The organism is Mesorhizobium sp. M7D.F.Ca.US.005.01.1.1 (genome assembly GCF_003952545.1).
In the GTDB taxonomy this organism is placed as follows: Bacteria; Pseudomonadota; Alphaproteobacteria; order Rhizobiales; family Rhizobiaceae; genus Mesorhizobium; species Mesorhizobium loti.
The window spans coordinates 2,546,795-2,558,420 of record NZ_CP034453.1 but is presented as its reverse complement, the minus strand read 5'-3'; the positions used below and the strand labels follow the sequence as shown (position 1 = coordinate 2,558,420).

Here is an 11,626-nt window from a genome sequence, read left to right as displayed (position 1 = left end):
AGCTTTTTGGCCTTTGCGGCCTGGCGGCGCCGCGTACCGCGGCGCCGCTTCCGATTGTGTCCGATGTCCTGGCCATTGTCTGCTTTATTTGGCTGCGGAGGCGGCCTTGCGCACCTCGTCCATCACTTGCTCAGGCGTCATCGAGCCACCCGCCAGCGCCTGCAGGCTGGACAGCCAGACAGCAGCGACGCGCGGTGGATTGGCCGTATCGAGCCAAGGCATCAGGAACGAAGCCGCATTGATCTCCTTGAGGCCGTCGACCACCGATACACTCATGTTCGATTCCGAGGCGCCGCCGATGGTGGCGCTCGGTTGACCATAGGGCGGCGCGGACAGGATCTGCGCGTTTTCCTTCGAGGTCACGAACTTCATGAAATCGATCGCCAGCGGGATGTTTTTCGACGCCGCATTGATCATGTAGCCCTCTGGTGCGCCCTCGATCGACTTGGGATCACCCTTGGCGCCATCGGGCACGGGCAGTTTGAAAAAGCCGAAATCGGCAGGCTTCAGCGCCGAGTCCGATGTGGCAGCCTGATCGAACTCAATGATCTCCTGATAGTACATGGCCGACTGAGCGTTGGTGAAGGCCTGGAGAGCCGAGGCATAGGACGTGCCATTGACGCCGGCGCCGTCGGTGCAGCGTTCGACAAGCTGGCTGAACTGCTTGAGCGCCGCGACATAGCCCGGATCGGTGTATTCGGCCGTGGCCGGATCGAAGTCGCGTTCCAGCGTTGGCTGCGGCACATTGTAGGCGAGCAACTGGCCCGCAAAGTGGATTGCCGGCCACGCTTCCTTGTTGCCCAGCGAGATCGGCGTCGCGCCGGATTTGCGAATGGCATCGCAGCTCGTCAGCAGTTCCTCGAAATTGGCTGGCGCCTTCAAGCCGAGCTTGGCGAATATCTGCTTGTTGTAGCCCATGAACTTGGCATCCTGATAAAGCGGGATGCCGTAGAGCTTGCCATTGTACTCGAACGCTTTGACGGCCGCCGGAGAAAGCGTCTTGCCCCAGTCGGTATCGGGGCCGATGACCTTGCTCAGGTCGACGGCGCGATTGCCGCGGACGAAGTTGCCACCCCAGCTGCCCGTCCAGGAGAAGTAGACATCGGGCAGCGAGTTCGAAGCGACCAGCGTCTTCGTCTTACCTTTTACGCTATCGTCACTTTCCTGGATGAGTTCGACCTTAACGCCCGGATGGAGCTTCTCGTATTCCTGCGCCAGATTGACGAAATAGGGCGACAGCTGCTGCAGCCCGAACTTGGTCAGGATCGACAGCGTGCCGCTGTATTCGACCTTGGCGTTGGGATCGGCCGCGACAGCCGGCGAAGCAGCAGAACTGCCGTACATCGACAGCCCCAATGATGATACTGCGGCCACTGTGACCGCCACGACTTGCAGCGAACGTTTCATAAGCAGCTCCTTCAGAGGTTGAGAGGGGATCAGTATTCAACGCGTTTGTAGTAGCGACGGGTCGTCAGCGGGTGGTTGCGCAGCACCTCGAGATGCGCGCTCAGCCGCTCAAGCAAGGTGGCGAGCAGCACCGGCGAGATCATGCTACGCACCTGAGCCGAGATGCCCGGCAATTTGACCGAGGCGGCATCCAGTGTGCGGACGCAGTCGGTGTAGCGCCTGGCGAAGTTCTCGACCCGGTCGGCCAGCGGGCGAAGCGCATCTTCGCCCTTGAACACGAAGACACTGACGCCCGGCTCGACCAGTTCGAGCGTGCCGTGGAAGAAGTCTGCCGCATGCACCGGGCGGGTGCGGATCCACTGCATCTCTTCCAAGATGCACATGCCGTAGTAGTTGGCCTCGGGCCACACCGAGCCGGCGCCGGTGAAGATGTGATAGGTCTCGTCCTTGATGGTAGCGGCCAGCTCGGCGGCCTTGTCCTCGAAGGCGGCTTTCGCATCGGCAAGCAAGCCGGGAAGAAGCTGGAGTTCCGCGACAGCCGCGTCGAACCCGTCATACTCGCCGCGCTCGGCCAGCAGTGCCAGCACGATCAGCAGCGTCTGCAGGTAGAACGACTCCGAGGAGGTATCGTCCTCGGCGAAGTTCGTGAAGTTATGGTCGGCTTCCTGCGCGATGGGCGTGTCCGAATGGCCGGTGAGCGAGATCGTGCGAACGCCCCGCTTCTTCAGGAAAGCCATGAGCTCGACGCCTTCCTTTGTCGTGCCCGACAGCGAGGGAATCACGACCACGGCCTTGTTATCGAGACCGGCCGGCGGATCGAGAACGACCTGGGCCGGATATGCAGCGCTCACCGGAAAGGTGGAGTAGCGCTGCGCCAGATCGATCGCGGGTAGGGTCAGAAGCTGCACACCGCCAGTGCCCATGAAAAACAGCCGCTCGACGCCTTCCGAAAGCAGCGCGCGCATGAGCGAACGTGCCTCGCCGGCGATGGAAACGGCACCGCTCTGGATCCTTATGAAGCGGTCCTTGTCAAAGTTCAGCATGTAATTCTTCCTTGCATTTCGGATACGGCAGAGCCTCTGCCTGGGCGCAAGCGTCGACGCGCCGTCTAACCAGTCTTCGATCAATCGCGATGTGAGATCGATCTCACATCGCAATAATGGGCACGAACTTTCGCGATTGGCAAGTCCCTTCGCGATGAAATTTGTCGAAGCTGAAAGATTCTGGTCCCGGTCAGCGCCCGCGGAGATGTGCAACCGAGCCCCGGACAATCAGGCGCGTCGGGAACCGGATATGACGCGGCGCGATCTTCTTGCCGGCTAACCGTTCAAGCAGAAACCTGGCGGCAAGCGGACCGATCTCGGAGATAGGCTGGGCCACGACCGTGATCTGCGGATCGGTGAAGGTGGCGAGATTGAAGTCGTCGAAGCCGACCAGCGACACGTCGTGCGGGATCGAAAGCCCCATTGAGCGCAGGCCGAGAAGCGCGCCCTGGGTCATCAGGCTGTCCACCGTGAACAGGGCGGTCGGACGGTTGCGGCGGCTGAACAGGCGGATGGTAGCGTCGACAGCATGCTCGACGGTCGAACGCGCGACGCTGATCAGCGATTCGTCGAGCGCTATGCCATGCGACTGCAATGAATTCTGATAGCCTGCGAGGCGTTCCTGCGCGGTGAAGATGCGTGAGTCATCGCGCAACAGGCCGATACGGCCGTGTCCATTGGAAACGAGGTAATCCACCGCTTCGCGCGCGCCGCCTTCATTGTCGACGACGACGCTATCGCATTGCAGTTCCTTGACGACGCGATCGATCAGCACGACCGGTGCGCCTTCGTGCGCCAGCTGCACGATGTGCTGGTTATCGGTCGCCGATGTCGGCGCCAGAATGAAGCCGCGGATGCTCAGCGAGCGCAGGCTCTCCAGCAACTCCTTTTCCTGCTCGACGTTCTCCTCGCTGCTGGCGATCAGAAGATTGTGGCGGTGCTTGCGCAGCTCGACCTCTATGTCGTGCGCGATTCGGGCGAAGAACGGATTCTGGATGTCGCCAGGCACGAAGCCTACGATCGGCAGCTGTCCGCTGCGCAGCGCCTGCGCGACGAGGTTGGCCCGATAGCCCAGCCTTTCGGCTGCCTCAAGCACGCGGAGCGCTGTCTCGTCGCCAACGTAACCATAGTTGTTGAGCGCCCGCGCGGCCGTGGCGCGCGACACCTTAGCCGCTGCAGCAACGTCTTTTAGTGTGATTCCTTTCTGCGTCACGGGTAACTGTCCTTCTGCGACCTGGACATTGCGTCAGATCATCATTCTCGGCTCGATTTTCGGCTCGTCTTGCCGGCATTGTTGTGCGGCATATCGGCCGATTCTCAAACTGCCAACACAGCTTGCGCAATTTCTTGCCACCTTGCTTGAGAAAAGCGCCTGTTTGGCTAGCGTGGAAACTTGATCCGTGAAGGCACTTACATCTTGTGCGGCCCGTCAATGGCCTCGCACCGGCAGCATACGGCAGTGAATTCATGTTCAATGCGACGTCGCTGGCTGCGAGACGGGCCGCCGAGCACGGCTTGTCAGACGATGCCACGCGACGGGCCGAGGAGGTGCTTGCGAAAGGCGACAGCGGTTTGCATCCGGTTGGTGAAAGGCTATGTCGCCGCTTTGGACCTCGAATCCAACGCTGGCCGCCCATCGAGGCGGCCTTTTTATTAACATGCATGGTTCACTAGGTCGGGTCGGCCCGATTTACGAAGCGCCGCAAGCAGCTTCGCTGCCGCCCCGCCGTAACCAACACAAACCTGCTCGGCCATCGGCAGCGAAGTCCAGGCGGTTAGTTCGGCAACCAGGGGGGCGTTGTCTCCGTTTATCGGCGCGGAAATAAGCTGTCCGTTCTTATCCATCATGATTGCGACGGTGCCGTCTACACCAAACCCGATGGCCGCCATTCTCTGAATTCGAATGTCGCTCTCTACGCGAACATCGAACAAGACAAATCCGCCAGTTTTCTCCGCAACGTCACCCAATCGATCCGAAAACGGCCGATACATGCCGTCTGTGTTGGCGAGCGACTGCTCCAGTAAGACCAGCTCAACATACTCCGCCTGCATGCCGTGAGAGTGCCCGGCAGGCCGTGCGGGACCAATAGGCCATGGATAACTATCCACACAAAACGGCCCACCTTTGGAGATGGCCCGCCCCTTGGGGGGTCACGCCTTCTTCACGAACTCGGTTTTAAGCACGAGGCCCTTCACCTGCTTGGTGTTGGCCTCGATCTCCCCGGGATTTCCATTGAGGCGGATACCCTTGACCATCGTGCCGCGCTTGATCGTCTCCGAGGTGCCCTTGACCTTCAGGTCTTTGATCAACGTGACGGAATCGCCGTCATTCAATTGAGCGCCGTTGCTGTCGCGCACGATTTCATTGTCTGGCATTGCCCATCTCCCGGCGATTTGGGAGCACCACTACCAGATGACGTAAGAATTCCAAAGCGAGGTGGCCTTTTTCGTTTCAGGAGCACCATGAAGAGGATTCGGTGGTTGCCGCCTGCGGATCATGAGTATCCTGCAGAGGAGTTTTCAGGCGATGCCTATTTCTCCTCATTGGCGCACGGCGCAACATCCGCGGATTGAACGACGCCGTTTCAAGCGATCGCAGCTCGGCTTCCGACCGGATTACGGCAAGCGTCGCCTGCGACCTGCCGGGCGTCAGTCGTGCGATATGGACAGCCCCGCGAGAAGCGGCGCGTGCGCGGCGAGCCTGCGGGATACGAACTCCGTGAAGAGCCGCACGCGCTTCGTCTTGCGTGTCTCCCCCTGCGTGAGAAGCCAGAGCGTTCCGTACATGTGCAGCTCGGTGCCCGGCACCCTCACCAGCAGGGGGTCGGCATCGCCAATGAAGCACGGCAGTGTCGTCATCCCGAGCCCTTGCCGTACAGCAACGATCTGCGCCTCGCCGTCCGTGGTCCTGAATGGACCCCTCGTGGTGCGAACCTCACCCTCGCTGGCCCAATCCGGAATGCCATGAATGCTTATGACGATCCACCGGATGGGATCAGGCGCGCCCGCACGCCACGCGGCCAGTCGATCGCGGGACATGTAGACGCCGCCGAACAGCTCCGGCCCCTTCAGGCCGTGAAGATTGAGCGGCAGGGTTTTGCGGTCGTAGACGACGCGGATCGCGACGTCGGCCTCTCGGTTGGTCAGATTTGCCAGCTCGCCGGACGACAAGATTTCCATCTCGATGTCGGGATGCAGACGCGCGAAATCGGCGAAGTCCGGCATGAGCAGGTGTGTCGCAAGGGTCGGTGCCAGCGTCACCCGCAGAAGCCCGCGCACGCTCTGGTCGCGACCGAAGACGCGCGTCTCCAACTGGTGCGACGACGCTTCCATCTGGTTCGCGAGCTCGAGGACCTCCTCGCCGGCAGCCGTCAGGCGGTAGCCCGAAGGCAGCTTTTCGAACATGTGCGCCCCAAGGCGTTCCTCGAGCTGGGCGATGCGTCGCAGCACGGTTGAATGATTCACCCCGAGGTGCGCGGCAGCAGCCCGCACCGAGCCTCCGCGTGCGACGGCAAGAAAGTAGCGAACGTCATCCCAGTCGATCATGGTGCATTCCTGCACCGCAAGGTGCGCCTTCCAAAGCCCGTGTCCAACACATCGAACAGTATCTCATATGTGGGTGGCGCGGGGCGGTGATCATAGCCCATGCCGACAAGCACGGTCCAATTCCGAACGGCGGACACCGATCCTCGCGGCTGGCGTCAGTCGTCCAGCCGGATCGATTTTGCACCACCGATGTGCGCGTTTCCGCACTCAACAGCCGACGCCGGCAGACCCATTTCGAGGTTCTCGGAGGCAGATGCTGTCCCGACAACACGAAAGGAGAAGTCATGGGAAAGCTAGACGGTAAGGTTGCAGTCATCACGGGTGGATCGAGCGGCATGGCGCTGGAGAGCGCCAAGCGGTTCGTTGAAGAAGGCGCCTATGTTTTCATCACGGGCCGGAAACAGGAGGCGCTGGACGAGGCCGTCAAGCTGATCGGCCGGAACGTGACCGGCGTTCGCGGCGACGCGTCCAATCTCGACGACCTCGACCGCCTGTTCGATACAGTCAAGCGGGAAAAGGGCAAGATCGACATCCTGTACGCGAGCGCTGGCACGGGCGAAGCCGTCCCACTGGGCGAGATTACCGAGCAGCACTTCGATGCGGCCTTCAACCTGAATGCGCGCGGCACCCTGTTTACGGTACAGAAGGCGTTGCCGCTGTTCAACGACGGCGGATCGATCTTCATGACCGGGTCAGTTGCTTCGATCAAAGGTTTTCCTGGTTACAGCGTGTATGCGGCGAGCAAGGCGACGTTGCTCGCATTCGCACGCGGGTGGCTCAACGAACTCAAGGGCAGGAATATCCGGGTGAACGTGCTGCACCCAGGGCCGATCGCCACACCGATGCAGGACCAAGTTCTCACCGAGGAGGCGAAGCAGATGTTCGAATCCCTGATCCCGCGGGGAAAGATGGGGCGTCCTGAGGAAATTGCGGCGGTCGCGCTGTTTCTTGCTTCAGACGATTCGAGTTTCGTGAATGGGGTGGAGTTGTCTGTCGACGGTGGCTTCTCGGCCATCTGAAATCGCGCCGGGTCGCGGGAAGCGGCTGACCGACGGGAACTTCGAAAAGTACCGTCACCGCTCTACGGACGATCTAGCAAACCGCACTAGTCCCGATCAAGGTGGGTCGCGAAGTTGTTTCTTGCGCCTTTTGCCTGCGGCAATTCGGAAAAACGATTCGCCAGGCGAATGAATCAGATGGCAGTACCGACGACGGCGCCAATGCCGGCGGTCAGCGCCATTGCTAGCGCCCCCCAGAAGGTAACGCGAACAGTTGCTCTTAACACATTGGCACCGCCGGCTTTCGCGCCAATGGCACCCAGCACTGCCAGGAACAGGAGCGAGGCAACAGACACCGTTGCGGCAAGCCAAGCGGCCGGCGAAACAAGCACCATCGCCAATGGCATGGCCGCGCCAACCGAAAATGCAGCCGCAGACGTCAGCGCGGCTTGGATCGGTCTGGCCGTCGTCACCTCCGAAATACCGAGTTCGTCACGAGCGTGGGCGCCAAGCGCGTCCTTCGCCATCAATTGGTCGGCGACCTGCAACGCCAGCGTTGGCTCGACGCCACGCTTGACATAGATCTCCGCAAGTTCCTGTCGCTCGAAATCTGGCTGCGTCGCCAGTTCCCCTTTCTCGCGCGCAAGGTCGGCTTGTTCGGTATCGGACTGCGAACTGACCGAGACATACTCGCCGGCCGCCATCGACATCGCGCCGGCGACCAGTCCGGCTACGCCGGCAACCAAAACGTTGGAGGCCGCGGCGTTGGCTGCCGCCACGCCAACGATGAGGCTAGCCGTCGACACAATGCCGTCATTGGCGCCAAGCACTGCGGCGCGCAGCCAGCCGACGCGGGATACAAGATGGTTTTCATTGTGCAGGCGGCTCATGACATCACGGCGCGCGCCGTCCGGCAGGTCGCAGCATCCTGACCAGCACTTCCGATTTCACATAGAAATGTTGCCATAGCGCCGCGGCGGCATGGAGGCCGACGACAACGATGATCACCGGCTTGGCGAGTTCATGAATCTCCCCCATCGCTCGGAGGCTGAAGTACCATGCCAGCGCCCCGGTAATCGGCATCCCGAAAATGAACAGATAGAGCAGGAAATGGGTGGCAGCGGCAATCCGCTTCAGCAGGACGCTTTCTTCGGGCGGCGGCGCCGGCACACCATCCCGTAGACGGACTGCAATTCGCCAGATCGCCAGCACCAGAACGACCAAACCGACATAGACATGAATGTTCGCGTTGAAGATGTCGCCGGCTGCCGGCTCTGTGCCGCGCGAGAACGCCCGGTAAGCCGGCTTGATGTCCTCACCGATTACAAGCTGCAGGACGATCAACACCGCGATAGTCCAATGCAGCAATATCTGGCTTCCGGTGTATCTCGCCGGCTCGTTGGCAACAGTCATAGGCAGCTACCTCGTTCGAGAGAACCTTCCTACCTCGCTGCTTATGCGACAATCTTGATCTAGGACAAGTCAATTTGCCGTCCCCTTGAGCTTTCACCGGCCCCGCGCAGCTCGACCTCGGCTGACAGCCAGTTGTCAGCTTGGTCGTGGGATATTGCATCTGAAGCGAACCAGATGGATCGCCTCTGCAAGGTTCAATGTGGAAACACAATTCCGATGAAACAGATTGCCCTGTCACTTTTGGTGATCGCCGGCTCCGGCGCTTATGTCTGGGATCAGGCCGGCATACGGCCCGCCGGCGACATGCTTGGTTCGGCGCTGCCGGCAGACGCGACAGAGGTGCCCGCCGCATCCGCGTCGATGTTTCGGACCCTGCCGGCGCCCTCACCCCAGTTCAGAACAAGGTTCCCGATTGCCAGGGAAACGACGTCAGGCATCGCAGTTGCCGCCAAACAGCCAAATGATTCAGTGAAGACAGCGGTTCGGATGGCACCACAACTATCGCCGGCGCCACCGGAGCAGCCAGTGGCGCCGGCTGTCACTGATCATGCGTCATCAACCCCTTCATTCGCAGTGACTCCAGCCGTCTACATACCAGTCCCGCAGCCGAGGCCGGCATATCCGGACGCGCCCGCACGTTTTGTCCCGGCGGGAATGAAGGTCGCCACACAGGGCTATGCCGACGGCGTCTACACCGGTCCGCCCGCCGATGCCTATTACGGCATCATCCAGATTCAGGCCCTCGTACAGGGTGGGCAACTCACGGCGCTGAAGGTGCTGAAATACCCCTCCGATCGCCGCACCTCCATCAATATCAACAGGCAGGCGCTGCCCATGCTGCGCGATGAAGCGATCAGCGCCCAAAGCGCCAATGTCGACATTATTTCGGGCGCGACGCTGACCAGCAGGGCTTTCATCCAGTCGCTGCGCGGCGCGCTGAAGAAAGCGTCGTCGTAGTTCCATGCGTGAAACGCGTATTTTGATGGGCATGCCCATTACGGTCGACGTTGGCGGCGCGTCGAACGGTGAGCTGATCGAGACCGTTTTCGGCTATTTCGAGCATATCGACCGGCGCTTCAGCACATACCGGGCCGACAGCGAGATCTCGGCCATCAACCGCGGCGACGTTCCCGTCGTCGACTGGAGCGGCGAGATGAACGAAGTGCTTGCTCTCGCGCGGCAGACGAAAGACGAGACGGACGGTTACTTTGATATTCGCAAGCCCGACGGGTCGCTCGATCCTTCCGGCATCGTCAAGGGCTGGGCCATCCGCAACGCGGCAGCCATCGTTCAGCGAGCCGGCATCAGCGATTTCTTCATCGAGGCGGGAGGCGACGTCCAGTCCTGCGGCAAGAACGCTTCGGGCCATGACTGGAGCGTCGGCATCCGCAATCCCTTCAACGCGGACGAGGTCGTAAAGATCGTCTATCCCCGCGGGCGCGGTGTCGCAACCTCCGGCACCTATGTCCGCGGTCAACACATCTACAACCCGCATGGGATTGGCAGTCCGATCCAGGACATCGTGAGCCTGACCGTCATCGGCGCCGATGTGCTCGAAGCCGATCGTTTCGCCACCGCGGCCTTCGCCATGGGGCGGAACGGCATTCTCTTCATCGAGCAGACGCCTGGCCTGGAGGGCTATGTCGTCAACGCCAATGGCCGCGCCACACCGACAACCGGATTCGGAGCCCTTTGCCTGCCATGATCAAAACCATCGACCGATTTCTCGATCGCCTGACTATGTACAGGCTGGTCCTCTACTATCTGATCACGCTGGTCAGCGCAGCGTTCGTGCTCGGCTTCGCCAAGCTGGTGCCACATGATCCGATTGCGCTCGCCTTCACCACGGCTTTGGCGCTGGCCACCTGCTGGCTCACCAACAAGGTCTTTGCGCATGTCTTCGCTGTCCCGGCCAACAACGAGTCCGTCTACATCACCGTGCTCATCCTGGCGCTCATCCTCGATCCGGTAGCCACCACGGACATCAAGGGAATCGCGGCGGTGGCATTCGCGTCCGTCTGGGCGATATCATCCAAGTTCATTCTCGCCATCGGCCGGAAGCACCTTTTCAATCCGGCTGCGCTGGGCGTGGCGCTGTCTGCGCTGCTGCTCGACCAACCAGCCACCTGGTGGGTTGGCGGCAATCTGCCGCTGCTTCCGCTCGTGCTCTTCGGCGGCATGCTCATTGTCCGCAAACTGCGCCGGCTTGATCTTGTCTCGACCTTTGTCGTCGTGGCGCTGGCGACCATTCTGGCAACCAGCGATCCGTCGCAGTACTGGACCGCGCTTACGGAGACACTGGGTTCGTCCCCTCTGCTGTTCTTCGCCTTTGTGATGCTGACCGAGCCACTGACCGCACCGACGATGCGATGGCCGCGCATCGCCTTTGCCGCCATCGTCGGCTTTCTGTTTGCTCCCAACATCCATATCGGCTCGTTCTATTTCACACCGGAACTGGCGCTGCTTGCCGGCAACCTGTTCGCCTATGCGGCAGGCCCCAAGGGACGCTTCGTGCTGACCCTGGAGCGCATCGAGCAATCGGCCGTCGACAGCTTTGACTTCGTCTTCCGGTCGCCGCGCAAGCTCGCCTTTGAGGCCGGCCAGTATCTCGAATGGACGCTTGGCCTCAATCATGCCGACAATCGCGGCAATCGCCGTTTTTTCACGGTTGCATCAGCGCCTACGGAGGAAACGGTCCGCCTCGGGGTCAAGTTCTATCCGCAATCAAGCGCCTTCAAGCGTGAATTGATGACCATGAAGCCAGGCAGCACGATCCACGCGGCGCAGTTGGCCGGCAACTTCACGCTGCCCGCCAGGTGCGAAACCAAGATCGCTTTCCTGGCCGGAGGCATCGGCATCACCCCGTTCCGCTCGATGCTGCAATATCTACTCGACCGCAAGGAGCGGCGACCGATCGTTATCCTCTACGGAACAGAGAGACAGCAGGACATCGCTTATCGCGACGTGCTTGGCGCGGCCAGGCAGGAACTTGGTATCAAGACGGTCCACGCTGTGGCGAGCGGTGGCGAGCGCGGGCAGTATCCCGGATACATCGACGAGCGCCTTATACGTCTGACCATACCCGACTACCTTGAGCGCACTTTCTACATTTCCGGCCCGCAGGCGATGGTCAAGGCGCTGCGTCAGAAACTGCTGGCCATGGGCGTTCGCCGCTCGAAGATAAAGGTCGACTACTTCCCAGGTTTTGCCTGAAGCACG

Annotated in this window: 12 protein-coding genes; 4 read left to right on the top strand and 8 right to left on the bottom strand. The window is 60.9% G+C overall.

All coding sequences use genetic code 11. From position 1 onward, the window contains the following. Positions 1-84 precede the first annotated feature (84 nt). From EJ076_RS12420 to EJ076_RS12395, 6 genes are all read right to left on the bottom strand, one after another. The gene (locus EJ076_RS12420) at positions 85-1,407 is read right to left on the bottom strand and encodes an extracellular solute-binding protein (protein WP_126068029.1); all 1,323 of its coding nucleotides are present in this window, start codon (positions 1,405-1,407) and stop codon (positions 85-87) included. A 29-nt stretch (positions 1,408-1,436) separates the two neighbouring features. Further along, positions 1,437-2,450, bottom strand: a complete 1,014-nt coding sequence (locus tag EJ076_RS12415) for an SIS domain-containing protein (RefSeq protein WP_109672086.1) — start codon at positions 2,448-2,450, stop codon at positions 1,437-1,439. Positions 2,451-2,640: 190 nt separating this feature from the next. Further along, complete coding sequence (locus tag EJ076_RS12410; protein WP_126068028.1) at positions 2,641-3,663, bottom strand: LacI family DNA-binding transcriptional regulator; 1,023 nt, start codon at positions 3,661-3,663, stop codon at positions 2,641-2,643. 440 nt (positions 3,664-4,103) lie between these two features. Continuing rightward, the gene (locus EJ076_RS12405; protein WP_126068027.1) at positions 4,104-4,502 is read right to left on the bottom strand and encodes a hypothetical protein; all 399 of its coding nucleotides are present in this window, start codon (positions 4,500-4,502) and stop codon (positions 4,104-4,106) included. Between the two features lie 99 nt (positions 4,503-4,601). Continuing rightward, the gene (locus EJ076_RS12400; RefSeq protein WP_109672078.1) at positions 4,602-4,826 is read right to left on the bottom strand and encodes an alkylphosphonate utilization protein; all 225 of its coding nucleotides are present in this window, start codon (positions 4,824-4,826) and stop codon (positions 4,602-4,604) included. A gap of 273 nt (positions 4,827-5,099) precedes the next feature. Next, the gene (locus EJ076_RS12395; RefSeq protein ID WP_126068026.1) at positions 5,100-5,996 is read right to left on the bottom strand and encodes a LysR family transcriptional regulator; all 897 of its coding nucleotides are present in this window, start codon (positions 5,994-5,996) and stop codon (positions 5,100-5,102) included. A 284-nt stretch (positions 5,997-6,280) separates the two neighbouring features. Between EJ076_RS12395 and EJ076_RS12390 the strand changes: the two genes are divergently transcribed. Further along, the gene (locus tag EJ076_RS12390; protein WP_126068025.1) at positions 6,281-7,015 is read left to right on the top strand and encodes an SDR family oxidoreductase; all 735 of its coding nucleotides are present in this window, start codon (positions 6,281-6,283) and stop codon (positions 7,013-7,015) included. Positions 7,016-7,188: 173 nt separating this feature from the next. Here EJ076_RS12390 and EJ076_RS12385 read toward each other — a convergent pair whose 3' ends face one another. Both EJ076_RS12385 and EJ076_RS12380 read right to left on the bottom strand, forming a co-directional pair. Beyond that, positions 7,189-7,884, bottom strand: a complete 696-nt coding sequence (locus tag EJ076_RS12385) for a VIT family protein (protein WP_109672857.1) — start codon at positions 7,882-7,884, stop codon at positions 7,189-7,191. A 4-nt stretch (positions 7,885-7,888) separates the two neighbouring features. Next, positions 7,889-8,407 (bottom strand): cytochrome b/b6 domain-containing protein, encoded by a 519-nt coding sequence (locus EJ076_RS12380; RefSeq protein WP_126068024.1) that lies wholly within the window; start codon positions 8,405-8,407, stop codon positions 7,889-7,891. 654 nt (positions 8,408-9,061) lie between these two features. On the opposite strand from EJ076_RS12380, the gene EJ076_RS35775 reads away from it, so the two are divergent. From EJ076_RS35775 to EJ076_RS12365, 3 genes are read left to right on the top strand one after another with little or no spacing between them, the layout of a single operon-like run. Beyond that, a complete protein-coding gene (locus tag EJ076_RS35775) occupies positions 9,062-9,364 on the top strand; it encodes an FMN-binding protein (RefSeq protein WP_245463029.1) in 303 nt (100 codons plus the stop codon). 25 nt (positions 9,365-9,389) lie between these two features. After that, complete coding sequence (locus EJ076_RS12370; RefSeq protein WP_245463028.1) at positions 9,390-10,112, top strand: FAD:protein FMN transferase; 723 nt, start codon at positions 9,390-9,392, stop codon at positions 10,110-10,112. Next, entirely contained in the window at positions 10,109-11,620 is a 1,512-nt protein-coding gene (locus tag EJ076_RS12365) for an RnfABCDGE type electron transport complex subunit D (RefSeq protein WP_126068023.1), read from the top strand. Before EJ076_RS12370 ends, EJ076_RS12365 begins: the two co-directional genes overlap by 4 nt. Positions 11,621-11,626 lie beyond the last annotated feature (6 nt).

What these genes read in the sequence shown, in the direction of transcription:
- EJ076_RS12420 (WP_126068029.1), bottom strand. Translation starts at nt 1,407, where the DNA reads ATGAAACGTTCGCTGCAAGTCGTGGCGGTCACAGTGGCCGCAGTATCA.
- EJ076_RS12415 (WP_109672086.1), bottom strand. Translation starts at nt 2,450, where the DNA reads ATGCTGAACTTTGACAAGGACCGCTTCATAAGGATCCAGAGCGGTGCC.
- EJ076_RS12405 (WP_126068027.1), bottom strand. Translation starts at nt 4,502, where the DNA reads ATGCAGGCGGAGTATGTTGAGCTGGTCTTACTGGAGCAGTCGCTCGCC.
- EJ076_RS12400 (WP_109672078.1), bottom strand. Translation starts at nt 4,826, where the DNA reads ATGCCAGACAATGAAATCGTGCGCGACAGCAACGGCGCTCAATTGAAT.
- EJ076_RS12395 (WP_126068026.1), bottom strand. Translation starts at nt 5,996, where the DNA reads ATGATCGACTGGGATGACGTTCGCTACTTTCTTGCCGTCGCACGCGGA.
- EJ076_RS12390 (WP_126068025.1), top strand. Translation starts at nt 6,281, where the DNA reads ATGGGAAAGCTAGACGGTAAGGTTGCAGTCATCACGGGTGGATCGAGC.
- EJ076_RS12385 (WP_109672857.1), bottom strand. Translation starts at nt 7,884, where the DNA reads ATGAGCCGCCTGCACAATGAAAACCATCTTGTATCCCGCGTCGGCTGG.
- EJ076_RS12380 (WP_126068024.1), bottom strand. Translation starts at nt 8,407, where the DNA reads ATGACTGTTGCCAACGAGCCGGCGAGATACACCGGAAGCCAGATATTG.
- EJ076_RS35775 (WP_245463029.1), top strand. Translation starts at nt 9,062, where the DNA reads ATGAAGGTCGCCACACAGGGCTATGCCGACGGCGTCTACACCGGTCCG.
- EJ076_RS12370 (WP_245463028.1), top strand. Translation starts at nt 9,390, where the DNA reads ATGGGCATGCCCATTACGGTCGACGTTGGCGGCGCGTCGAACGGTGAG.
- EJ076_RS12365 (WP_126068023.1), top strand. Translation starts at nt 10,109, where the DNA reads ATGATCAAAACCATCGACCGATTTCTCGATCGCCTGACTATGTACAGG.